Source organism: Pantoea sp. DY-15 (genome assembly GCF_019795935.1).
Lineage (GTDB): Bacteria > Pseudomonadota > Gammaproteobacteria > Enterobacterales > Enterobacteriaceae > Pantoea > Pantoea leporis.
Window position 1 is genome coordinate 120,035 of record NZ_JAIMIF010000005.1, and the last position, 23,702, is coordinate 143,736.

General features: G+C 52.8%; 18 protein-coding genes. 9 read left to right on the forward strand and 9 right to left on the reverse strand.

Going from position 1 to position 23,702, the window contains the following annotated elements; genetic code table 11:
- Positions 1–41: 41 nt before the first annotated feature.
- Complete coding sequence (locus K5Y32_RS18355; RefSeq protein WP_008103489.1) at positions 42–1,013, reverse strand: TerC family protein; 972 nt, start codon at positions 1,011–1,013, stop codon at positions 42–44.
- 271 nt (positions 1,014–1,284) lie between these two features.
- Positions 1,285–2,271 carry a Gfo/Idh/MocA family protein gene (locus K5Y32_RS18360; RefSeq protein WP_222185601.1) on the reverse strand — a complete coding sequence of 329 codons (987 nt, stop codon included), beginning with the start codon at positions 2,269–2,271 and terminating at the stop codon, positions 1,285–1,287.
- A gap of 139 nt (positions 2,272–2,410) precedes the next feature.
- Here K5Y32_RS18360 and K5Y32_RS18365 point away from each other — a divergent pair, with 139 nt between their 5' ends.
- The gene (locus K5Y32_RS18365; protein WP_222185361.1) at positions 2,411–4,099 is read left to right on the forward strand and encodes a chloride channel protein; all 1,689 of its coding nucleotides are present in this window, start codon (positions 2,411–2,413) and stop codon (positions 4,097–4,099) included.
- On the opposite strand, the gene K5Y32_RS18370 is transcribed toward K5Y32_RS18365, so the two are convergent.
- The gene (locus tag K5Y32_RS18370; RefSeq protein ID WP_101762916.1) at positions 4,096–4,596 is read right to left on the reverse strand and encodes a M48 family metallopeptidase; all 501 of its coding nucleotides are present in this window, start codon (positions 4,594–4,596) and stop codon (positions 4,096–4,098) included. The genes K5Y32_RS18365 and K5Y32_RS18370 overlap by 4 nt on opposite strands.
- Before the next feature lie 81 nt (positions 4,597–4,677).
- Here K5Y32_RS18370 and rlmG point away from each other — a divergent pair, with 81 nt between their 5' ends.
- Positions 4,678–5,796: a 23S rRNA (guanine(1835)-N(2))-methyltransferase RlmG gene (gene rlmG, locus K5Y32_RS18375; protein WP_110867387.1), complete on the forward strand. Its 1,119-nt coding sequence runs from the start codon at positions 4,678–4,680 to the stop codon at positions 5,794–5,796.
- On the opposite strand, the gene K5Y32_RS18380 is transcribed toward rlmG, so the two are convergent.
- From K5Y32_RS18380 to K5Y32_RS18390, 3 genes are all read right to left on the reverse strand, one after another.
- Positions 5,797–7,800, reverse strand: coding sequence for an NADPH-dependent 2,4-dienoyl-CoA reductase (locus K5Y32_RS18380; protein WP_222185362.1), 2,004 nt, complete (start codon positions 7,798–7,800; stop codon positions 5,797–5,799).
- Positions 7,801–8,121: 321 nt separating this feature from the next.
- Complete coding sequence (locus K5Y32_RS18385) at positions 8,122–8,745, reverse strand: response regulator transcription factor (protein ID WP_222185363.1); 624 nt, start codon at positions 8,743–8,745, stop codon at positions 8,122–8,124.
- Between the two features lie 99 nt (positions 8,746–8,844).
- Positions 8,845–12,459 carry an ATP-binding protein gene (locus K5Y32_RS18390; RefSeq protein WP_255602696.1) on the reverse strand — a complete coding sequence of 1,205 codons (3,615 nt, stop codon included), beginning with the start codon at positions 12,457–12,459 and terminating at the stop codon, positions 8,845–8,847.
- 509 nt (positions 12,460–12,968) lie between these two features.
- Between K5Y32_RS18390 and K5Y32_RS18395 the strand changes: the two genes are divergently transcribed.
- The 4 genes from K5Y32_RS18395 to K5Y32_RS18410 all read left to right on the forward strand — a co-directional run bounded on the left by K5Y32_RS18395 (position 12,969) and on the right by K5Y32_RS18410 (position 17,045).
- On the forward strand, positions 12,969–13,670 hold the full coding sequence (locus K5Y32_RS18395) for a response regulator transcription factor (RefSeq protein ID WP_222185364.1): 702 nt from the start codon (positions 12,969–12,971) through the stop codon (positions 13,668–13,670).
- Between the two features lie 170 nt (positions 13,671–13,840).
- Entirely contained in the window at positions 13,841–14,872 is a 1,032-nt protein-coding gene (idnD, locus tag K5Y32_RS18400) for an L-idonate 5-dehydrogenase (protein ID WP_222185365.1), read from the forward strand.
- A 9-nt stretch (positions 14,873–14,881) separates the two neighbouring features.
- On the forward strand, positions 14,882–15,646 hold the full coding sequence (idnO, locus tag K5Y32_RS18405) for a gluconate 5-dehydrogenase (protein ID WP_222185366.1): 765 nt from the start codon (positions 14,882–14,884) through the stop codon (positions 15,644–15,646).
- Positions 15,647–15,725: 79 nt separating this feature from the next.
- Positions 15,726–17,045 (forward strand): gluconate:H+ symporter, encoded by a 1,320-nt coding sequence (locus tag K5Y32_RS18410; RefSeq protein ID WP_008103467.1) that lies wholly within the window; start codon positions 15,726–15,728, stop codon positions 17,043–17,045.
- A gap of 30 nt (positions 17,046–17,075) precedes the next feature.
- Here the strand turns inward: K5Y32_RS18410 and K5Y32_RS18415 are convergent, their stop codons facing one another.
- Entirely contained in the window at positions 17,076–17,795 is a 720-nt protein-coding gene (locus tag K5Y32_RS18415) for a polyphenol oxidase family protein (protein WP_222185367.1), read from the reverse strand.
- A 109-nt stretch (positions 17,796–17,904) separates the two neighbouring features.
- Between K5Y32_RS18415 and K5Y32_RS18420 the strand changes: the two genes are divergently transcribed.
- Together K5Y32_RS18420 and K5Y32_RS18425 are read left to right on the forward strand one after the other, a co-directional pair.
- Positions 17,905–18,714 (forward strand): 5'-nucleotidase, lipoprotein e(P4) family, encoded by an 810-nt coding sequence (locus K5Y32_RS18420; protein ID WP_222185603.1) that lies wholly within the window; start codon positions 17,905–17,907, stop codon positions 18,712–18,714.
- A gap of 682 nt (positions 18,715–19,396) precedes the next feature.
- Positions 19,397–20,872, forward strand: a complete 1,476-nt coding sequence (locus K5Y32_RS18425) for a SulP family inorganic anion transporter (protein WP_222185368.1) — start codon at positions 19,397–19,399, stop codon at positions 20,870–20,872.
- 128 nt (positions 20,873–21,000) lie between these two features.
- Here the strand turns inward: K5Y32_RS18425 and K5Y32_RS18430 are convergent, their stop codons facing one another.
- On the reverse strand, positions 21,001–21,258 hold the full coding sequence (locus tag K5Y32_RS18430; RefSeq protein WP_199559720.1) for a hypothetical protein: 258 nt from the start codon (positions 21,256–21,258) through the stop codon (positions 21,001–21,003).
- Here K5Y32_RS18430 and K5Y32_RS18435 point away from each other — a divergent pair.
- Positions 21,166–22,590 carry a GGDEF domain-containing protein gene (locus K5Y32_RS18435; protein WP_222185369.1) on the forward strand — a complete coding sequence of 475 codons (1,425 nt, stop codon included), beginning with the start codon at positions 21,166–21,168 and terminating at the stop codon, positions 22,588–22,590. The genes K5Y32_RS18430 and K5Y32_RS18435 overlap by 93 nt on opposite strands.
- A gap of 16 nt (positions 22,591–22,606) precedes the next feature.
- On the opposite strand, the gene ddlA is transcribed toward K5Y32_RS18435, so the two are convergent.
- Positions 22,607–23,701: a D-alanine--D-alanine ligase gene (gene ddlA, locus K5Y32_RS18440; RefSeq protein ID WP_222185370.1), complete on the reverse strand. Its 1,095-nt coding sequence runs from the start codon at positions 23,699–23,701 to the stop codon at positions 22,607–22,609.
- Position 23,702 lies beyond the last annotated feature (1 nt).

Consider the following 23,702-nt stretch of genomic DNA (forward strand, 5'->3'; position numbering starts at 1 on the left):
TGGCGAAACAAAGCAGGGGCGATTAGCGCCCCTGCAGAAGATTATGGTGAGATCTTCTTCTGGTCGTTTCTGTGGTTTACCCAGGCGTTGATCAGCAGCGTACCGCCGAGAATTACACCCACCACCGTCAGCGAGATGCCGACGGGAATGTGATAGAACTCGACAATCAGCATTTTGATACCGATAAACACCAGCACAATCGCCAGGCCATATTTCAGCATCGAGAAACGCTCCGCGACGTTAGCCAGCAGGAAGTACATGGCGCGCAGGCCGAGAATCGCAAACAGGTTGGAAGTCAGCACAATGAACGGATCGGTGGTCACCGCGAAGATCGCGGGAATGCTGTCCACGGCGAAAATCACATCGCTCAGTTCAACCATGATCAGCACCAGCAGCAGCGGCGTAGCAAACAGCACCCCGTTTTTGCGGGTGAAGAACTTCTCACCGTCCAGGCTATCGGTCATGCGCAGATGTTTGCGCAGCCAACGCACCACCGGCTTGTCACCCACCGTGCTGTCATCTTCCTCTTTCGCCAGCGCCATTTTCAGGCCGGTGAACAGCAGGAAAGCGCCGAACACGTAAAGAATCCAGCTGAACTGGGTAACCAAATAGCTGCCAGCAAAGATCATGATGGTACGCAGCACAATCGCGCCCAATACGCCATAAATCAGCACGCGGCGCTGCAGGTTGGCCGGTACAGCGAAGTAACTAAACAGCATCAGCCAGACAAAGACGTTATCCACCGCCAGCGCTTTCTCTAAGACGTAGCCGGTGAGGAAGGCAAGGGTTTGCGCAGTGGCAACTTCGCGCCCGGCGGTGCCGTCGAGATACCACCAGAAGGCGGCGCTGAACAGCAGTGAAACTGACACCCAAATCAGCGACCAGACCGCTGCTTGTTTGAATGACATGGTTTGTGCGCCGCGTCGGCCCTGTAATAGCAGGTCGATCGCCAGCATGATGAGCACTACGACAGCGAAGCTGCCCCAAAGTAACGGTGTGCCAACTGAGTGCATAGTCGTATCCTTTTCCAGAAATAAAAAAGCGGCTGAAGTCAGAAGACGTCAGCCGCTTTGATCGTGCTGCAAGCAAACCTCGCCTTCCGGCAAGGTCTCACTTACAACTCAGAATAGATTCCGGGTTGCCTGACGACCGGATGCGTAACGCATATTGCGTGGCGCATCGTAATGACGATCAATCAGCGTAGAAGTTACTCCCCTTTGCAGCGCTAAACATACGGAGTTCGATAATCGCTTTCAAGAGGGCTCTGGAAATGTTTTGCAATATTTACACTTCAGTCTGATCCGCCGGGAATACCACGCCGGTCTGGCGACGGATTTCCGTGAGCAACTGTGCCGTGATGCGCGAGTTTTCTAAGGCCGCATGCTCAACTTCACCGGCTTCCACCAATTTGGCGAAGGTTTCGGCTTCATACAGCATGGTATTGATGTGCTGCGGCTGCGTCAGGTTTTGGCTCTCGCCACCGCGCGGGATAAAGCGCAGTTGCTGGCACTCGGAGATCTTTTCAATCACCAGCGATCCCGCTTCGCCCTGAATCTCGCTCGGGATCAGTGAATCGCTGACCTTTGAGTGCAGCAGCGTGACATCAAAATCGCCGTAGCCCAGCACCACCACGCCATGCGCATCAACGCCACTTTCCAGCAGGGAAGCTTGTGCTTTGACCTGCTGCGGCGCGCCCCACAAGGTGACGGCGGCGGCGAGGCAGTAAAAGCCGATATCCATCATTGAGCCATTCGACCAGCGCGGATTAAAGGTATTCGGGTTCTCGCCATCCAGATAGCGCTGATAACGCGAGGAATACTGGCAATAGTTGATCAGGGCTTTGCGCAGTTTGCCCAATTGCGGCAGCGTTTTTTGCAGTTGCAGGAAGGTGGGCAGGCTGGCGGTTTTAAAGGCTTCGAACAGCACCACCTGATGCTGGCGCGCGCAGGCAATCATCGCCTCGGCTTCACGCAGGTTAGACGCCATCGGCTTCTCGCAAATCACATGCTTGCCGTGCGACATAAACAGTATCGCCTGCTCACTGTGCAGCGCATTCGGACTGGCGATATACACCGCATCGATCTCACTGCTGGCGGCAAGTTCATCCAGACAGGTGAAGGTCAGCTTACAGGGATAATCCACTACGAAAGCGTCGGCCTGCTGCTGATTACGCGAATAGACGCCGCTCAGCTTCATCTTGCCGGTTTCATGTGCGGCGTCGATAAACTGGCGGGTAATCCAGTTGGTTCCCACGATGGCGAAACGAATCACGTGCTGCTCTCCTGCTAAAATAAAACGGCAGAGTAACATGTTCATCTGAGCGCCAGGCAGGCGAAATTTGATCCTGAGATCCGCATTCCAATATGATGATGCCGCACAACTTTTTAACCGACTTAGCGGGGACGCGCGGGTGAGTGGAAGTAAACATGCTCTGAACTGGACCACATTACTGATCGCCATCCCCGTTGGATGTGTGGCCTCGCTGGTGACGCTGGCCTTTCGCGGCGTGATTGAATTGATCAACCATCTGCTATTCAACAGTGACAGTGAAATCACCGTGGCGATGCATGTCTGGCCGTGGATCTTCTGGCCGCTGCTGGTGGGCGCAGGCGGCGTATTGGCCGGTTTTTTCCTGCGCTATGCGGTGGCGATTGAGAAACAGGAAACGGTGCAGACCGATTATCTGGAGGTGATTAACGCGCGGCTCGATGCGGTACCAACCAAAACCTCGCTGTTCCGTGCGCTGTCATCGATGGCCAGCATCGGCAGCGGCGCGTCGATTGGTAAAGAGGGGCCGATGGTGCAGCTCTCGGCGCTGAGCGGCAGTTTAATCGGGCGCTGGCTGCCGAAATCGTTGAATCTGCGTAACAGCGATATCGTAGCGATGGCCGCTGCTGCCGGGCTTTCATCGGTGTATCACGCCCCGTTGGCGTCGGCGATATTTGTCGCGGAGATCGCTTTTGGCATCTCGGCGCTGCAGCGTTTGATTCCGCTGATTGTCTCGTCGGCGGTGGCGGTGATGACCATGTGGTCGCTGGGTTTTCGCAGCGCGCTATATCCGTTATCCGAAGCGCTATTTCAGATGGATATCAGCAGTTTGCTAATGACGTTGCTGATTGGATTTGTCGCCGGTATCGCCGGCTGGCTGCTGATCAAACTGATTGCGCGCAGCAAGGCGCTGTTTGGCCGCGTGCGTTCGCTGCCGCTGCGGCTCGGCGCCGGTGGATTAGCGGTAGGCTTTCTGGCGTTGATCTCCACCGATATTCTCGGTAACGGTTACGAAGTGATCGTGAAAATCATTGATGGCCAATATCTACTGATGGGATTACTGGGATTGCTGATGCTCAAAACGCTGGCGACCACGCTGTCGGTGGGTTCCAACGCGGTGGGCGGGCTGTTTACCCCTTCCTTATTGATCGGCGCACTGCTCGGCGTGGCGCTGGCACAGATGGGTGTGATGCTGCATTTACCGGTCGGCAATACCTTGCTGTATGCGGCCATCGGCATGGCGGCGGTGCTGGCGGCGGTCAGCCAGGCACCGTTAATGGCGATGCTGATGGTGCTTGAGATGACGCTGAATAGCAGCCTGTTGTTCCCGATTATGATCGCGTCAGTGCTGGCCTCGATGGTGGTGTATCGTCTGCAATCGTCCAGCACTTATCCAGTGGTGAGCAGCCATTTCAGTCGTTCCGAAGCCAAGTATGATTTCGATAACATGCGCGTCGACCAATTGATCATTCCCGGCGCGGCGTTGCAGCCAGAAGAGTCAGTAGGGCAGGCGCTGGCGGTGAGCTCGCTCAAGCGGGAACGTTATGTCTATGTGATTAATAGCGAAGGGCAATTTCTCGGCGTGGTGTCGATACACGATATCTCACGCAAGGTGTTGTCGCAGGAGATCACGCTGCATTCGCCAGTCAGTAGCGTGATGGACAATAACTTTCCTTGCATTTATCAGAATCAAAGCATGCGCGAAGGCTGGGAAGCCTTTGCCCGCGTCACGCTTGAACGCCTGCCGGTGCTAAATAATCCGCAGGAGCGCCGTTTTATGGGCGCACTGACCAAAACCAGCCTGATCCAAAAAGCGCAGGAGTTTCTTTAAGCTGCGTTGCCGCGCATCGCCTGATCGGTCATCCACAAGCGGGCGTCAAATTCGAGCTGGTGATAATCCGGTTCCATGTGGCAGCAGAGTTGGTAAAACGCTTTGTCGTGCTCTTTCTCTTTCAGGTGCGCCAGCTCGTGCACCACGATCATGCGCAAAAACGCTTCCGGTGCGAGGCGGAAGAAAGTGGAGATGCGAATCTCCGCTTTGGCTTTAAGATTGCCGCCTTGCACGCGCGAAATCGCCGTATGCAGCCCCAACGCGTGCTTCATCACCTTGATTTTATTGTCCCAAATCACTTTGCTCACCGGCGGTGCGCTGCGCATATAGCGGTTTTTCAGCGCCTGCGTGTAATCATAGAGCGCGCGGTCGCTGACGATATTGTGCGTATCGGGATAGCGTTGCTGGAGAAAGGCACCTAAGCGCTCATGTTCGATCAGCGTCTGAACCTGCTCGAGGATGTTTTCAGGGTAGCCCTGCAGATAGATTAATGACATTGGGATTCCCGGCGAAAGACAGTATACTGCGCCCCCTTTTTAGGGCGAAAATCGCGCAAAGTGTACCACGCCGGAGATTCCATGAGCCAACTTGAACTGACCAATCGCACGCTGACGCTGCACCGCTTCCCGCCAATGCGTGAGGAAAGCCCGCTACAGGCGTGGGATTCCGCCGATGAATACCTGTTGCAGCAAGCGCTGCCTGAGGGACCGGTTTTGGTGTTCAACGACAGCTTTGGCGCGCTGACTTGCGGGTTGGGTGCACGTCCGGTGTGGCACGTCAGCGATTCACTGCTGAGCGAACAGGCGGCAAAACAGAACCTGCGACTCAATGAGATGGATGAAGATCAGGTGCATTTTCTCGATAGCCTGGCGCCATTGCCGGCCGCACCGGCGGTGGTGATGATCAAAATCCCCAAAGCGCTGGCGCTGCTCGAGCATCAACTGCGTGCACTGCGCGAAGTGGTCACGCCGGACACGCTGATTCTGGCGGCGGCGAAGGCCAAAGATATTCACAACTCCACGCTGCAACTGTTCGAGCGCATCCTCGGCGAGAGCAAAACCTCGCTGGCGTGGAAAAAAGCGCGTCTGATTTACAGCCGCTTCACTGCGCCGCAATTAGCGGATCAGCCCGCCACCACCGTTTGGCCGCTGGATGATTCTGAGTACCAGATCCACAATCACGCCAACGTGTTTTCCCGCGCGTCGCTGGATGTGGGCGCACGCTTCTTTATGCAGCATCTGCCTTTTGACATTGAAGGGGAGATTCTCGATCTGGGTTGTGGCAATGGCGTGATTGGCTTGCTGGCGCTGGAACAGAACCCAAACGCGGACGTGCTGTTTTATGATGAATCCTACATGGCGGTGGCATCAAGCAAACTGAACGTAGAAGTGAACCGTCCGCAGGATATGGCGCGCTGTCAGTTCCGCGTTAACAACGTGCTGAGTGGCTTCCCGTCCGATCGCCTGCACGCGGTGCTGTGCAATCCGCCATTCCATCAGCAGCACGCGGTGACCGATCATCTGGCATGGCAAATGCTGCGTGATGCGAAACGCTGCCTGCAGTATGGCGGCGAGTTGCGCATCGTCGGCAACCGCCACCTCGGTTATCACGTCAAAATGAAAAAGCTGTTTGGCAACTGCGAGCTGGTGGCGTCCAACGCCAAGTTCGTGGTACTGCGTTCGGTCAAACTGCGCTAATTACACACTCAGCGCCAGTTCGGTCGCCTGAGCGATGGCGCGGCGAGCATCCAGCTCCTGCGCCACATCCGCACCCCCAATCACACGTACGGATTTGCCAAGCGCGCTGAGCTGATCCGCCAGCAGGCGCAGCGGTTCCTGTCCGGCACAAATCACCACGTTATCCACCGCCAGCGTCATCGCTTCGCCCTGATGACGCAGATGTAATCCGGCGTCATCAATCTGCAAATATTCGACGTCGCCCCACATCTGCACGCCATGCGCCTGCAAGCTGGCGCGGTGGATCCAGCCGGTGGTTTTCGCTAAGCCTGCGCCCGGCTTGCCGGATTTGCGCTGCAGCAGCCAGATTTGCCGATCGGCGGGCTGTGGCTGTGGCGCAATCAAACCGCCACGCGCCTGCAGGCTAAGGTCGATGCCCCAGCTTTGGTAAAAATCGTCATGGCTGGTTTGATGCAGCAGAAACTCGGCGGTATCAAAACCAATGCCGCCCGCGCCGATAATCGCCACGCGTTTTCCCACCGGTTTTTTATCGCGAATCACATCAAGGTAGCTCAGTACGCTGGGATGATCGATGCCAGGAATCGTCAGCTGGCGCGGCAAGATACCGGTTGCGATGATCACTTCGTCAGCGGCTGCCAGTTCGTCGGCGCTGACGCGATGTTCCGTTTTAATCGTTACGCCTGCGGCAGCAAGTTGGTGACGGAAATAGCGCAGCGTTTCACTGAATTCGGCTTTGCCGGGAATCTGCCGGGCGATATTAAACTGCCCACCAATTTGCGCATCGGCCTCGTAAAGCGTGACCTGATGGCCGCGCTGCGCCGCCTGCAGCGCGAACGCCATACCCGCGGGCCCCGCGCCCACCACCGCCAGCTGTTTCGGCTGCTTGGTGGCGATCACCGGCATCAGCGTTTCGTGGCAGGCGCGCGGATTCACCAGACAAGAGGTGATTTTGCCGATAAAGATTTGATCGAGGCAGGCCTGATTACAAGCAATGCAGGTGTTAATGGCTTCGGGTTGGCCGGTTTCTGCTTTACGGACGAAAGCCGCATCGGCGAGGAAAGGGCGCGCCATCGAGACCATATCAGCGATGCCATCACGCAAAAGCTGTTCAGCTACATCGGGATGGTTGATGCGATTGGTGGCGATGACCGGCACCGATACGCACTCGCGCAGATGCTGCGTGACCCAGGCAAAACCGGCGCGCGGCACGCAGGTGGCGATGGTGGGAATACGCGCTTCATGCCAGCCAATGCCGCTGTTAAACAGCGTAACGCCGCACTGCTCCAACGCTTGCGCCAGCGATAGCGTCTCTTCCAGCGAGCTGCCGTTATTAACCAAATCGAGCATCGACAGGCGGAAGATAATGATGAAGTCGCTGCCGACGGCATCACGCACCGCTTGCGTCACCGCTAACGCAAAGCGCTGGCGTCGCGTCACATCGCCGCCCCAGCCATCCTCACGCCGATTAGTGTGCGCCACCAGAAACTGGTTAATCAGATAACCTTCCGAGCCCATGATCTCCACGCCGTCATAGCCGGCCTGTTGCGCCAGCTTGGCGCAGTGCGCGAAGTCCTGAATGGTTTGCTGAATATCCGCATCGCTGAGCGCTTGCGGCGTAAAAGGATTGATCGGCGCCTGCAACGCCGAAGGAGCAACCAGATCGCGTTGATAGCTGTAGCGGCCGGCATGCAGAATTTGCAGCGCAATTTTCCCGCCTTCTACGTGCACCGCATCAGTGATGATACGGTGCCAGTCGCACTGATTTTCCTGGTTGAGGATCGCTCCGCCTTGTGCTACTACGCCTTGCGGATTGGGCGCGATTCCGCCGGTGACAATCAGCGCCACGCCTTCACGCGCGCGTTCAGCGTAAAAGGCCGCCAGACGCGCTGCGCCCTCGGCGTGTTCTTCCAATCCGGTATGCATCGAACCCATCAGGAAACGGTTTTTTAGCTGGGTGAAGCCCAAATCGAGTGGGGCGAACAAGCGGGCATAATGTTCAGACATGATCACATACTCAGGGAGTGGTCGGATGAGTGAACTCTAGCGGGATTTTGCAGGGAAGGAAATATTGGGCGTGAAGCCTGTGAGAAACATCAAAAAAAAGCAGGGCGGTAAGTCGCAGACGAAAGATTCGGACTCTTTCGCCAGGCACGGGAAGAAACCTACTCGCCCTGTAATAGCATGAAGAAGGGGCTAATAAATTAGCTCTGTGGTTATTAATTCCTTTATAACTCAATCTTTTTAAAAACTGTCCGGGGTTAGGACAAGGCATATCATGCCACGCCATAACGTTATTAATCAGCAAGACTAGTCTTGATTTTTCTTTCAACACGCACCATTGCGACGTGCCAGTTCAATAATATCGACCAGATTCTTTGATTCCAGTTTCTGAAATATTTTAGTTTTATAAGTACTGATGGTTTTATTATTCAATCCCAATTCGTAAGCGATGGTTTTATTAGATTTACCTTGGGCTAGTTGGCGCAAAATTAAGTTTTCACGTTCTGTAAGCCGAGAGAGCATATCTTGCTCGTTCACGTAACGCTGACGTTTATCTAAAATATCACCGGGAAGGTAATTCACATTGTTAGATACACAGCCAATAGCTGCGATGAGCGTTTGAATCGGATCGTAGGTTGATATAAAGCCATTTGCTCCTTGGCTAAGTGACTGTAATGAAACTGGATTGCTTCCGCTGTGGCCTATCAGGATAACTTTCATCCACGTCTTGGATTTAACGATATCACGCAGAAAAGCAATACCGTTTTTCTCTTTGAAGTCTGGGTCCAGTATGAGTATATCGATGTTGTGATGAATAATATCATCAATACCATCGTTAATTGTGTGCGCAGTAGTGACACAATTAAACCCGTTCATTAATAATAAAGCCTGCACGCCGGCGGCCACCAAACGATGCTCATCAACGATGAGAATTTTTGCATTAAACATATCTCTCCCTTTAACGACACCGAAATGATGACGCTGGCGGCCATTATGTCCGGCTGATTAATAGGGCGAACCGAGAAATGTCTTGATAAGATTATGATTCTATAAATCCTGCTGATTTTTCAGACGATGTTTCTCAAATTCTTGCAAAGCATCATTAACACGAACCATCTCCCGAAGAATTTGCTTGATTAATGATTGCACATCGTGTGCTTCTTCCCGATGTTTCTCCAGCATGCGCCCTAATTCAGTCAACGCAGTGGCATTAATTATTGCTGCGCCACCTTTCAGTTTGTGACCAAGCAGAGACAGAGTGCTGGCATCCTCTGTCTGCTGCAGAGACATTAATAATTCATCGTGGCTGGTTCGTATGCTTTTGAGCAATGCCAGACAACTTTCGCTATCACGATCGGCCAACTGTGTTAACAGCAGCGGAAAATGGGCGATGCCAGATTCCGGAGAAATTGTGGGGGAGGCCAACGGTTCTGGATGCACATCGTTACGGCGAGTGCAATGCGCAACCTGAAGCAGCAAACTGTCTAAGTTCAAGGGCTTAAATAGGCAATCATCCATGCCTGATTGTAAGCAGCGTTGCATAATATGCTGTTCAGCCGATGCCGTAAGACCATACAACTTAATTGGCATTAACTGATGCACTTTTTCATAGTGACGCAATGCTTCTGCGAACTGGAAACCGTTCATGCCCGGCATATTGCAATCAGTGATGATGAGATCGAAACGCAGTGGATCCTGCTGCCAAAGTGTCAGCGCCTCGGCAGCACTTTCACTGACTATCACCTGGTGCCCAGCCAGTTCAAGCTGTTTGCCTAGCAGTAAGCGATTCGGAGCGTGATCGTCGATAATCATGACTGATAACTTGTCTGAGACTAGCGGCTGTGAAAAATGGGGTTGGGTTTGGTCGCGCGGTTCGCCTTGCTGGGCACGAAAATAAAAGGAGAACACTGCACCTTCGCCCGGCGCACTTTCTACGATGAGTTCACCATCCAATAAATGCGCCAAATTACGGCAAATACTTAAGCCCAAACCGGTACCGATCTGCTGATGATGGCGATCCCCCACCTGTACGAAGGGTTCGAATATGGCATGTTGCTGGTCTTCCGTCATGCCGCAGCCCTCATCGCTGACTTCAATGACGAATTCGCAACCTTCCTCTTCCTGTCCAATTCCCTGCATCAGCACAACAGTGACGGTACCCTGTTCAGAAAACTTAATAGCGTTACTCAGCAGGTTAGAAAGAATTTGGTTAAGCATCAAGGGATCCGTTTTCACCCAATAAGCGGCGATATCCATTTCAATACGTAGCTCAATTCCCTTATTCTCCGCTTTATTGCGAAACAACGTTACAGCTTGATCGAGCACGTCAGGCAGATAAACGGTTTCTAATGTCGGTTGATAAATGCCCGACTCTATTTTGGAAAGATCGAGAATATCGCCAATCAATGACAGCAGCGCACGGGCCGAGTTATAGGCAACACGGATGTTTTCCGAGAGAGAATCCTCCGGTTGCAAGCGCGTTTCTAGCTCGAGCAGGCCAATCATTGCATGCAGCGGTGTGCGAATTTCATGGCTCATACTGGCAAGAAATTCACTTTTTGAACGATTGGCTTTGTCCGCGGCATCTTTTGCCAACTGCAACTCCTGAAGTAGTGCATTCCGTTCGGTGATATCCAGCCAGCCTCCAATCACGCCTGCTACATCACCATGTCTATCGCGAAATGGTAGTGTCCAGTGATAAAGCTGGAATGAAAGCTGATCTAATTCAATGTGAATATCACGTATGACGGCTTCGCCATCCAGAATGGTTTTCTGGTAGCCATCTTCAATGCTGTGGATGCTGGCATTATTTCCGGCGAGTACGTCCGAAAGACGTTTCCCAATAACCTCCTCCCGTCGAAAATTCATAAAGCGTAGATAAGCGTTGTTACAGTCAACCAGGCGTGTTTGTTTGTCGCGGATGTACATGGCGACCGGCGAATCGTTGAACAGCGTATGAGTAAAATTAAGCTGATTTTTTAACGCATTTTCGGCCCGAATACGTTGCTGAATAACCTTCCGCAGATGGCGGTTCCACAGCAAAATAAGCGCGATCAAACCGCTTGAGACCGAAACAATAAGCAAGATGATTTGTTTATAGTTCTGCCATGACGCACTCAGGAACGGCATCTCTGCCTGACGCCATTGCGCCAGCAATTTGAACATCGTTTCAGGTGGAATCGCGATTAATGCTTTATTGAGGATACCAACCAACATTTCATTACCGGGCTCGACGCGCATCACAAAGCGTGCCGGCTCTGCACCCAACGTCGTTTCGACAATAAAGTCCTCTGTATAATGGTTGTGGAGCAAGTAATCCGCAAAAATCTTCGGCAGCACGACCGCATCAATTTCATGCGCCTGCAAATCATGCAAGGCCTGCAAAGGGTTATCGCTGAAGGCAATGTTGAGATGGGGATAATGCAGCAGCATCCAATCTTTCATCTGCCGGTTGCCCAGCATTAGAGCAGAACCAAAGGGGAAAGGATCGCGAGCCATAATATTACGTGGTCGTTTATGGCGAATAATAACCCAGTGTGAAACCAGCCATGGTCGGGTTACCCGCTGAGGCGACATTTCATGGTTGAGGATCTCTAGCGCATACAGACGTGGAGAATTTTTCGCTGTGTAATCGCCGCTACTTTCCTTCTGATCTACTGGAATAAATGTCATCTCACTTTGGTCGGTAATCAGACCTAATACATCAATGATCATGCCGCGAAACGGCATGCTGCCTGTATGGCTACTAAGTGGAGCCAGGGTTTGCGGTAGGGCGGTAATGATATGCTGGTGTTCATCCAGCCATTTTTCCTCTTCCTGCGTCAATGCCAGCGGATTGCGCTGCAGAACATGATGCGTATCAAGCAGCCAACGCTTCGCTATTTGCATACGAATGGAGAGAGGAATTTGTGTTAAAGCAAGATTGATCGCACCGGCCAGTTGCGGATAACGCGGGCTAATGCCAAAGCTGACATTCATCGCGAGAGTGTGGTCATCTTTGGTTATTTCCAGCGCATTAGCGAACATGAAGCGATTGAGGTGCGTAAGAGTGGCGGCGCTGCCCCAGACACGCTCTGTTTGACCATAAACGGTTGCAGCGACAGCATCGTAGTAACCTGGAAAGCGAACTAAAAGGTCATGCTTATAAGTCTCTTCTAAATCCCCTCGCAGCAATGCTGAACCCGACCAGGCCAGGCGACGAGGTTCATCGTCATTTAGTGCAGTGTTCTGTTCAGATTTAAAACCGATCGCTGCGTAATCCAGCATCCAGGGTTCGCTGGCGATCAAGGGTTGCTGCCCCGAAGAGGGTTGAGCCACATAGAGTGCTAATAGATGCATTTCGCCCCTGATCACGGCTTCCTGCGCAGCGCTGTGGCTGGCGTAATAATGGAGTTCTACCGTGGTATCCAGCATATTTTGAATCAGCGAAAGATAATCTGCGCTTACACCTTCAAATCGCCGGGTATCCATATCCATAAACAGAGGCGGTTGAGGTTGTCCAGCGACGGCGACTTTAAGTATCTGATGACGAAACTCTGAAGCAATAGGCTCAGCTAATTGCAAGGTAGGTTGAGCTGTATCATATCGCGCCAGTAATTGCAGTTTTTGCTCTGATGCCATTAATGAAAAAGAAAGAAGAGCCAAAAAAAACAAGGCTGCCAAACGGGGATTCCTGATGTGAATTAGCACTCTGCTCACGTGAACATATTCATTAATGGCTATAAGGAATGTGGAGTATAAAGATATTATTGTCTTTCGCCCGCTCTATTCTTTTACTGTTAATATTTTGCGACCATTCTCAAATTTTCTATTTTTAGTGAAAGAGTGCCTGTGATGGTGATGTTAAGATATGATGAATATTTATTGCTTTATTCAGTTAGTTAGATTGCTCCTTTTCTTTCAAGACAATTCTTATGTGGTCTTGTTAAGGAGTTAAGTCAGACTTTTCCCACTTTTACGTGAGCAGGCAAGTAAGAATCTATCACGGAAAAATATAAACCTAAAAGGGGTATATAAAAATGACCGCTATTAGGGTGACGCTATCGATTTAGAATTCTGATGTTGTGAAGGCTATTTTTTCACAGCTGTTGTAATCGACACCATTTATTTATTGAAGCGGGTGTGACAGTCAGAATTGGACAAAGTTAATGCTGTAATAAAGGAATAAACAAATGGTATATGCACACAATAAACAAGTGCGTGTGGCTGTCCTTGATGATCACCCCATGGTCCGTACCGTTTTCGAGTTGTGTTTGAAACATGAGCCCGATATTCATTTGGTGGGTACCTGGGCTTCAAGTAATGAATTATTTAATCAGCTGAGAAATACCGTGGTTGATGTGCTGGTACTGGATTTCCTGCTGGGTGAACGAGAACTGGATGGTTTGGCGCTGGTGAAGCAACTGCGTAATCACTATCCACAGCAAAAAATTCTGATCTCCTCATCCATGGAGAGCCCGGCGATTGTCAAAATGGTGCTAAGCGCTGGCGTGAAGGGTTTTATTGGCAAAAGTCATAATATGCAGGAAATTACCCATGCGATTCGTCAGGTCGCTCAGGGCCGTTTGTTCTTGTCTAAAGAAGTCGCTTACGAGGTAGAAAATCTCTATGTCATGAGCGAAGAGTCGCTGGATGACAGCCTTGATTTCAGCAGCAAAGGCAACATGTATGAGAAGGTGAAAACCCTCAGCCCGCGCGAAGTGGAAGTGGTACGTTGTTTCCTTGATGGTTTGAGCGTGTCTCAAATTGCCGTGAAGTTTAAACGCAGCCGTAAAACGGTGAGCGGGCAAAAACAATCGGCGCTGAAAAAACTCGGTTTGCGCTCCGATTCTGAGCTGTTCAAATACAGCCACGACCTGATGTCAGGTTATTAATGTTCTTCACAGGTGGCTACTTACGGCCGCCTGTTTCCTCTTCTGCATCGCATACTTCACGTTCCAGGTAACACCTTTCCGTAACATGTCTCCCGGTGATCTTCATCACAGTTTTAAACCGCATAACCCGGTCTGATGGCCCCCATTGCGACAGCACTTATGGGGACGTTATGAATATCGAAACGCAATCCGGCGTCATCACCGGAAAAAAACAAGTCAGCGTTGCATCACAGCAGGTGAAATGGGACGGCAAAGGTACGTTGGTGCGCATTACGCGCGGCGGGATTTGTGGCTCAGATCTGCATTATTATCAGGAAGGTAAGGTCGGCAGCTTCGAAATCAAAATGCCGATGATTCTTGGCCATGAAGTGATTGGTTATGTGGTGGAGAGCGACAATCCAGCACTTAAACCAGAACAAAAAGTCGCGGTAAATCCCTCTAAGCCGTGCGGCGCGTGTAAGTATTGCCAGCGCGATCAGGAAAACCAGTGCACCACCATGCGATTCTTCGGCAGCGCAATGTATGTGCCGCACGTTGATGGCGGTTTTACCCAATACAAAGTGGTGGATAGCGCGCAATGCGTGCCGTTCCCGCAGGATGCCGATGAAACGATCATGGTGTTCGCAGAGCCGCTGGCGGTCTGCATTCACGCCACGAAGCAGGCAGGCGATCTCACCGGCAAGCACGTGTTTATCTCGGGCGTGGGTCCGATTGGCTGCCTGATTGCGGCGGCGGCCAAAGCGCGCGGCGCGGCTTCTATTGTGTGCAGCGATATCAGCGAGCGTTCACTGGAGATGGCACAGCAAATGGGCGCAACCGATGTGATTCATGCCGCAGATGGCGACTTCGTGCCTTATCTTGCCGACAAAGGCTATTTCGATGTGGCATTTGAAGCCTCCGGCCATCCTTCTTCGCTGCAGCGCTGCCTCGATGTGGTATGCGCCAAAGGCACGCTGGTGCAGGTTGGTATGGGCGGCACCATTCCCAATTTCCCGATCATGGCGCTGATTGCCAAAGAGATTAATCTGGTCGGCTCCTTCCGCTTTACCCATGAATTCAACACCGCCGTCGAGTGGCTGGCCACCGGCGTAGTAAACCCGCTGCCGCTGTTCAGCGGTGAGTTCGCCTTGCAGGATATTGATGCCGCGCTGCAGTTTGCCGGCGATAAAACCCGTGCCGCTAAAGTCCAGTTAACCTTTTAAGGATCAGTGATGAGCCAGTTATTTTCCCTCGAAGGCAAGCGTGTGCTGCTGACCGGTTCGGCGCGTGGCATTGGATTTCTGCTGGCGCGCGGCCTGGCGGAAGCCGGTGCAGAAGTGATCGTCAACGCCACTACGCACGAAGGCGCAGAGAAGGGCGCGGCGCAGCTGCGTGAGTTGGGCTTACGCGCGCACGCCAAAGCGTTTGATGTCACGCAATCGGCGCAGGTGAAGCAGGCGGTGGATGAGATCGAAGCGGAGTGGGGCGCGATTGATGTGCTGGTGAATAATGCCGGCATCCAGCGTCGTCGGCCGTTCCTTGAATTCCCGGAGCAGGACTGGAATGACGTTATCGCGGTCAACCAGACCGCCGTATTCCTGGTTTCGCAAACCGTGGCGAAAAAAATGGTCGAGCGTCAGCAGGGTAAAATCATCAATATCGGTTCGATGCAGAGCGAATTAGGGCGCGACACCATCACGCCTTACGCGGCCTCCAAAGGCGCGGTGACTATGCTGACGCGCGGCATGTGCGTGGAGCTGGCGCGTCACAATATTCAGGTGAACGCCATTGCGCCGGGCTATTTCGTCACGGAGATGACTCAGGCGCTGGCTGACGATCCTGCCTTTACCGGCTGGCTAACCAAGCGCACGCCAGCCGCTCGCTGGGGCAAACCGGAAGAGCTGATTGGCGCGGCGGTGTTCCTCGCTTCCGGTGCGTCGAACTTTGTTAACGGGCATCTGCTGTTCGTTGACGGTGGCATGCGCGTCGCCGTGTGATGACCGGGCGCGGCTGGCATTATCATCGGGCCGCGCCTAAACCTTAATCACCCCTCTGTATTCATAAGGATAATAAAAAATGCCAATAACCATCATTGTGCTGGGTGTGATACTGCTGCTGGTGTTGATGATTGTATTTAAGGTCAATGGCTTCATTGCTTTGGTGTTTGTCTCGGCGGTGGTCGGTATTGCCGAAGGCATGACGCCGCTAAATGTCATGGCCTCGATCCAGAAAGGTATCGGCTCTACACTGGGCGGATTAGCGATGATCCTCGGCTTCGGCGCCATGCTCGGGCGGCTGGTTTCCGATACCGGTGCCGCACAACGCGTGGCTACCACGCTGATCGCCGCTTTTGGTAAAGAGCGGCTGCAATGGGCGCTGGTGGTGACCGGACTGATCGTCGGCCTGGCGATGTTCTATGAAGTTGGCTTCGTACTGTTGCTGCCGCTGGTGTTCACTATCGTGGCGGCTGCCGGTTTGCCGCTGCTGTACGTCGGCGTGCCGATGGTCGCCGCGCTCTCGGTCACTCACTGCTTCCTGCCGCCGCATCCTGGCCCAACGGCGATTGCCACTATCTTTGGGGCCAATCTCGGTACCACGTTGCTCTACGGCATGATCATCACCATTCCAACAGTGATTATTGCCGGACCGGTTTTCTCGAAGTTCCTTAAAAGCTTTGAGAAGTCACCGCCGGAAGGGTTGTATAACCCAAAAATCTTCACGGAAGAGGAGATGCCGGGCTTCGGTATCAGTATTTTTGCCGCAGTGATTCCGGTGGTGCTGATGGCGATTGCCGCCGTCTTCGAGTTGACCACGCCGAAAGAGAACGCGCTGCGTCAGTTCTTCGAATTCATCGGTAATCCGGCAGTGGCGCTGTTTATCGCGGTGGTGATAGCGGTGCTGACGTTGGGGCTGCGCAATGGCCGTAAGATGGAAGAAGTGATGGATATGTGCGGCGAGTCGATTGCCGCCATCGCCATGATCATCTTTATCATCGCGGGCGGCGGTGCATTTAAACAGGTGCTGGTGGATAGCGGCGTAGGTAACTACATCGCCGATATGATGAAGGGATCGTCACTGTCACCGCTGCTGATGTGCTGGACGGTTGCGGCAATGCTGCGCGTGGCGCTGGGTTCAGCCACGGTGGCGGCGATCACCACCGCCGGTATTGTGACGCCAATTATCGCGGCCACGCATGCCGATCCGGCCTTGATGGTACTGGCGGTGGGTTCCGGCAGCGTGATCGCTTCACACGTGAACGATCCCGGCTTCTGGCTGTTCAAGGGTTACTTCAACCTGAGCGTGGTGGAAACCCTGAAAACCTGGACGGTGATGGAGACGCTGATCTCAATTCTCGGTTTAGCCGGCGTGTTGGCGCTCAATGCCATAATTCACTGATCGATAAAGCTTCACAAGGACGTGAAGCCCTTAACCGCGCGTGCGGATCCACGAGAAACGTGACTGATAGCCGCTGTCAAAATGGGTGTTGTAGCGATAGCTGGAACCCGCTTCCGCCATGCAGTAGGTACAGACGTTTAGCACTTCAATATGTTCCGCCACCACCCCCCGCTGTAACAACAAGCCTCGCGCCAGGTTAGGCAGATCAAACCAGATTCCATCCTGCTGGGCCCGCGCCTGCGGACGGATCGCTTGTGCGTTGTGCGGCTGCTGGGTGGAGTAGGGTAACGGCGGAAGATCGTGACGATCCTGCATCTGTGTCACCAGATCGTTACCCAGTTCATAGCAGCACGGCCCGATCGCTGGACCAATTACCACACGCAGCGTTTCACGGCTGGCGCCGCGCTCCAGCAGACGATCAATCGCGTTGTTCAATACGCCACCGAGCGTGCCTTTTAATCCGGCGTGCACCGCCGCAACCTGCTGTTGTTGCGGATCGGCAAATAACACCGGCAGACAATCGGCGGTATACACCGCGACCGGCAGATGATCTTCGCCAATCAAGCCATCCGATTCGCAACGCTTAGGCGGGATGTTTTGGCTTGCCAGCAACACATTGGCGCTGTGACGCTGTTGACCATAAGCCGCCTCTGCCGGAACGGGCTGGCCAGCCGGCTGAAAGGCGTATTCCAGCCAGGAAAAGTCATCCAATAGTCTTGATCGTGGACCGCTGTGGGGGTGCTGTACCATAAGTGTCTCCTCTCACCAAACCGCTGCTTTCTGCTGCCCACAGCTTACGTTAACTGCTACATTTTTAAAGCTTTACAAAAACTGACCCTAATCACTTAAGGATGAAATGATGAAGAAAACCACCTTGCTGGCGGCATCCGGCTTAATGGCGCTGGCATTAACCGGTTGTGCGCAGCCTTCTAAACAGCAGGCTCAGCAGCAGCTCGGCCAGCAATCGGTGCTGGCAGTAAACTGGTTCCAGCAATCCGGCGAATATCAGGCATTGAGTTGGCAGGCATTTAACAGCGCGCGCATGGCCTTCGATCAGGCGCCATCGCTGGCGGGTAAACCGAAAGCGGTTATCGTCGATTTAGATGAAACGATGATTGATAACAGCGCCTACAGCGCGTGGCAGACGAAAAACGGCCAGCCCTTCTCGGGTAAAACCTGGTCAGCGTGGACGCAGGCGCGTCAGGCAACGGCCGTTCCGGGCGCAGTGGAGTTTGCCAACTACGTCAACAGCCACGGCGGCACTATGTTCTATATCTCCAACCGCGACCAAAAAGATTTTGCCGCAACGGTTGAGAACCTGAATAAGCTGGGCTTCAGCGGCGTGAGCGAGAAAACGGTGCGCTTGAGTACCGGCAATTCTAACAAGCAAGAGCGCTTCGACGCGGTGAAGAATGCCGGTTACAACGTGGTGCTGTATGTGGGCGACAACCTGAATGACTTTGGCGGTTCAACCTGGCATCAGGGAAATGCGCAGCGTCAGCAGTTCGTTAGCCTTAATCATCAGCGTTTTGGCACCCAATTCATCGTGTTACCGAACCCGCTGTATGGCGACTGGGAAAGTGGCATGGCGGAAAACTACAACAAACTCACGCCTGAGCAGCAACTGCAGGTGCGTGAAGCGCGTATGAAAGCGTGGAACGGTAAATAATTCGTCAGGTAAAATAGCGTCTGCTTAGGCAGGCGCATTCATGTCCTTTTCAGGTCCATCAATATTTACATAACTCCGTAACTATTATTCCCCTCACTGTTTTCCTGATCTCTTACTAAATTCATGGCAACTGAATAGCGAAATATCTCGTCTTATTTGCTGAATGGCAGTGAATCGCACTAATCATAAATTTTTTAATTAGGAATTCTCCCAGCTCATAAGGATTAAATTATAGCGTCGTTAAAATGGCATATAATTTTTGCGTGTATTGTTTTGTAATTGCACCGCAAATATCACATTTAAAATCGCTCTTATTTAATTGTTAATAATGCTTTTTATCGAACCTGCTCATCATTCCGCTCCTTGCATAAACTTACCTGATTCATACGTTTATTGAAGTTTTGTTTACAAAAAGATTCGTTTTGTCGACGTCAGAAATATTCATGATGCAAGGTAATGCTTAAGCGTCTATAAACTATTTTTGTGAGGAAGTTCTGCTTTCATCCTCAATGGTTCTCCATAGCCGCGTTTAATGACGTCGCTATCTGCCTGAAAGCGATCTTTTTAAATGTTGAGAGAAGATTATTGTGATGACCCTGAAACCCTTATTAGTGATAAATCGTACTCTGGCTTTGCGGTGCCGCGCGCGGTTAATTCAGCCATCTGCAGAGGAATCAACGCCATGAATTTAAGCACGCTTCGTCAGGATATTCCGGCTGGTTTGGTGGTGTTTCTGGTCGCGCTGCCGCTCTGTCTTGGCATCGCGCAGGCGAGTGGATTGCCGCCCTTTGCGGGTCTGCTCACCGGCGTGATTGGTGGGGTGCTGGTGACTGCGCTGAGCCCCTCGCGTTTTGCGGTTAGTGGTCCGGCGGCGGGATTGGTAACGATTGTGGTCGCGTCGATCGCCACGCTAGGCAGCTTTTCCGCCTTTCTCACCGCGCTGATTCTGGCGGGTGTGTTGCAGTGCCTGTTTGGCTTACTGCGTGCAGGACGTTTTATCGCCTTAGTCCCGAGCAGCGTGATTAAAGGCATGCTGGCGGCGATTGGTATTTTGCTGATTATGCAGCAAATTCCGGTGGCATTCGGCGCGGCGGGCGATGTCGAGCTGCTGTCGCTGGTCAACGGGGAATTTCGATTTTCGCGCAGCGCGATGCTGGTTGCGGGCGTGGGATTGGCAATTCTATGGCTGTGGACCACGCCGCTGATCAAGTCAGTTAAAGCGCTGAGCTGGATGCCTGGCCCGCTGGTGGCGGTGCTGGTGGGCTGTGCCGCCACGGTGTTTGGCGATCGCCTGTTTCCAGCCTTAGCAGAAGGCTTGCCGCGTATCACGCTGCCAGCGTTCGACAGCATGTCGGCGCTGGTGGCGGAGCTGGAAACGCCAGATTGGCAAGCGTGGCAGAATCCTGCAGTGTGGATGGTGGCGATCACGCTGGCGCTGGTCGCGAGCCTTGAAACGCTGCTCAGCCAGGAAGCGCTGAAGAAACTGCGTCCGCAACATCCTGCACCTTCACCTAACAAAGAGATGTTTGCGCAGGGTATTGGTAACCTGACCGCCGGTTTCCTTGGCGCGATGCCGATTACTGCAGTGATTGTGCGCAGTTCGGTGAACGTCAGCGTTGGCGCGCAAACCAAACTGTCGATTTTGATTCATGGTGTGCTGCTGTTAATCTGCGGCCTGTGGTTCAGTAATCTGCTTAACGCGATTCCCCTTGCCAGCCTTGCGGCGGTGCTGCTTTATACCGGCTATAAGCTGGCCACGCCGCGCCTGTTCATTGAGCAGATGCGCATGGGACCGCAGCAATATGTGCCATTCCTTGCCACTATCGGCGGCATTATTGTGTTTGGCATGCTGGCCGGCATCGGAATTGGCATCGCTACGCAAATCCTCTACAGCATCTATAAAAGCCATCGCAACGCCTTGCAGCTTACGCGACATGACGATCACTACGTTTTACGCCTGCAGCAAAATCTGACCTTTATGCACAATCCAAAGCTGCAGGGATTGCTGGCGGAGATCCCGGAAAACAGCGTGGTGATTGCTGAGCACGGCAATGCCCAATATATGGATCCCGACGTTAAAGCGGTGCTAAAAGACTTTGGTGAAAACGCACGTGAACGTGGCATTCGTCTGAGTCAATGGCCTGTTGCGGTGAAATAGCCATAAGTCTGTGCTGGAACAACCGTTTTAAAACTAAAAATCGGATATCTCGGATAGCCGATTTTTTTATTTACAGGGCATAATTGCCACAAGTTTTATCCTTTGTCTCTGGCGTTTCCACAATGCCATTAGGCGCGACGCTGCTTTTTATGGCAGGTGAGCGCCGCCCAGCCGCAGAGTAGGATGACGAACACTTGCTTAATTACCGAATCATCGCACGGGTATTTCCGGTTTAATGCTTGCTGATGCTTAGGGTTAATGCAGGCACTTTCCAGGTTACAGGGTTCAGACGTATGCGCGTTATGCTGTTTGAAGAGAATAATTTTAAAAAGAATGCCCTCACGCTGTTCTTCATTACGCTGTTTTTCTGCTTTATCGGCAGCCATTTACGCATCCCTGAAGAGTTCTCACTATTCTGGCCGGTGAATGCGCTGGTGGCGGGATTAATAGTGAGGAATCCGTTTTTGCACACTACCTCCAGCTATCTGGTGTGCTTCAGTGCGATGATTTTTAACGACACGGTATTTTCCGGCTGGGCGCTGCCAGCGTTTACCGTCAATTTTGCCAACATTCTGTTTATCCTCGTCGCGGTCAGCATGCTGATCAAACATCTGCAACGTCCTTCCGCCCACAGCCAGGTGTTCAATGCCATGCGCATTTTTCCCGCCTGTTTTCTTGGGGCGGCGGCTTGTGCAACCTGGGGCGCGTGGGCACAGGATATTGATTTCAATGCGCGCTTTATTGTGGCGTGGAGTGACTGGTTCAGCGAACAGTTCTCTACTTCGCTGATGCTGCTGCCGGTGATGCTGGCACGTCCGCTGCGAACGGTTTCACCGCGCACCTTAATGCATCCCGGCAAATTGCTGCCGCTGGCGGCGGTGATTCTATCGCTGGCTGTTGGGGCACTAATTGGCGGGGCCGGTAGCCTGACATTCCCGGTTCCTGCGCTGATCTGGTGCGCCATTGTGTTACCGATTCCATTGACTAGCTTAGTGATTCTGATAACCGGTATCACGGAGATTGTGCTGGTGTCGCATGGTGTGATGAACATCCAGGGTGACGATGCACTGCTACCGATTAGCCATCTCACCTCGGCACGGCTTGGCGTCGCCACCGTTGCGCTCAGCCCGCTGCTGGTGGCGGTGAGCATGGATGCCATTCGCCAACTCAATCATCGCCTTGCACTCCGCGCTAATTTTGATTTTCTCACCCAGTTGTTGTCCCGTTCCGGTCTGTATGAAAGCCTGCGAAATGAACCTTTTTCGCTGCAGCGTGAAGCGGGCGTAGTGATGCTCGATGTCGACTATTTCAAAGCCATTAACGACAACTTTGGCCACGATGCCGGTGATTGCGTGCTGGAGGAGATTGCGCGACGTATTCAACGCGTGGTTGGCAATCGTGGCATGGTGTGTCGCTTCGGTGGCGAAGAGTTTGTGGTGGTGGTGTTCGATTGTAGCCATAGTCAACTCTATCAGCTGGCCGAAACGGTTCGTCAGGCGATGGTCAAAGAGAAGTTCTGGATTCAGGGCAACACGGTAACGGTAACTGCCAGTTTGGGTCTGGCGCGCGGCAGTGCGCAGACGGAACGTGAATGGCCGAGTGTGATTAATCGTTTAGTGTCAACGGCGGATAAAAATCTCTATCTCTCCAAACGCAATGGCCGTAATCAAACCTCACCTGCCATGGAGTCGCGCAGCATGATGAATGACGTGGCTTGAGCCACGTCATGGCGATTTAAACGCTGCTTTTAAGTTGGCTGATCTGCTGGTGACGTTGCTGCGCCAGCTCAATCAGACGGGATATCAGATCGCTGTAGCTCAAGCCTGCTGCCTGCCATAACTTCGGATACATGCTGATGTTGGTGAAGCCAGGCAAGGTATTCACTTCATTGACAATGATCTCGCCGCTCTCTTTCAGAAACACATCAACACGCGCCATGCCAAAACACTCAAGCGCCTGAAATGCAGTAATCGCCACCTGACGAATCGCATCGCTGGCTTCATCGCTGATCGCTGCTGGCACCACCACCTGCGCACCGCTTTCGCTGATGTATTTGGTGTCGTATGAGTAGAAGGCATCATGAACCACCACTTCGCCACACGGGCTGGCTTGTGGCGCATCGTTGCCGAGCACCGCACACTCAATCTCGCGTCCCTTGATCCCTTGCTCTATCAACACTTTGCGGTCGAACGTAAAGGCCAGATCCAGCGCGGCATCGAATGCTTCCGGGCTGTCCACTTTGCTCACGCCGACTGAGGAGCCTTGGTTAGCCGGTTTGATAAACAGCGGCAAGCCAAAGCGCGCCATTACGGCCTCAGCATCTATATTCACTCGCTGTGCCTGCGTCACGCTCAGCCAGGGTGCGACGTTCAGCCCGGCATCACGCAACAGGCGCTTAGTGAAATCTTTATCCATGCTGACGGCAGAACCGAGCACGTCAGAGCCGACAAACGGCAGATTCGCCATGCGTAATAAGCCCTGTAGCGAACCATCTTCACCCAGCGTGCCGTGCACGATGGGGAAAATGACATCCAGCTGTGAAAGCGGCTGCGCTTGCTGACGGGTAATCAGCTGCTGGGAAGAACTTCCCGGAACCAGTGCGACATTTTCACCTGAACGATTTAGGGCAATCAGCTTCGGATTCTCAGCGTTGAGCAAGAATCCCGAGGCATCATTGAGATGCCATTCGCCCTGTTTATCAATCCCCAGCAGCACTACCTCATATTTGCTCTTATCGATTGCTTCAAGGATATTTTTGGCTGATTGTAACGACACTTCATGCTCGGCCGATTTGCCGCCAAACACGATCCCTACGCGCTGTTTTACCATT